This is a genomic window from Myxococcus llanfairpwllgwyngyllgogerychwyrndrobwllllantysiliogogogochensis (genome assembly GCF_006636215.1).
Lineage (GTDB): Bacteria > Myxococcota > Myxococcia > Myxococcales > Myxococcaceae > Myxococcus > Myxococcus llanfairpwllgwyngyllgogerychwyrndrobwllllantysiliogogogochensis.
On the sequence record NZ_VIFM01000743.1, the window covers coordinates 1 to 462 of the forward strand.

1 protein-coding gene is annotated in these 462 nt (G+C 76.2%); it reads right to left on the reverse strand.

The features are described from left to right. Positions 1–44: 44 nt before the first annotated feature. Positions 45–462: pyridoxal-phosphate dependent enzyme (locus tag FJV41_RS57370; RefSeq protein ID WP_141649613.1), on the reverse strand; the 418-nt coding region annotated here is incomplete at its 5' end.

The following is a 462-nucleotide window of genomic DNA, read 5'->3' on the forward strand; positions in this document are numbered from 1 at the left end:
CGTCGCCCGGCAGCGCCTGCTCCCCCGCCCGGCGGCTGCGGCGCTCAGGCGACGGCGGCCGGATCGCAGTTGGCACCGCAGAGGATGAGCCCCACGGTCTCGTCGGGGCGGGGCCGGTACACGCCGCTCTGCAGCGCGGCGATGCCCAGGGCGGCGGCAGGCTCGACGGCGAGCTTGAGTTCGCGCCACAGCCATTGCTGGGCCGAACGGATGGATTCATCGGTCAGCAGCAGGGTGTCATGCACGTGGCGCTGCGAGACCTGCCAGGCGATGTCGCCGATGCGCCGCGCGCCCAGCGAGTCGGCGGCGATGCCGCCCACCGTCACGTCCACCGGCTGGCCGGCCGCGCGCGCGGCATGCAGCGTGGGCGCGCCTTCGGGCTCCAGCGCGATGACGCGGGCGCGCCCCTCGCACCAGGCGGCGATGCCGGCGATCAGGCCGCCGCCGCCCACGCTCACGAGC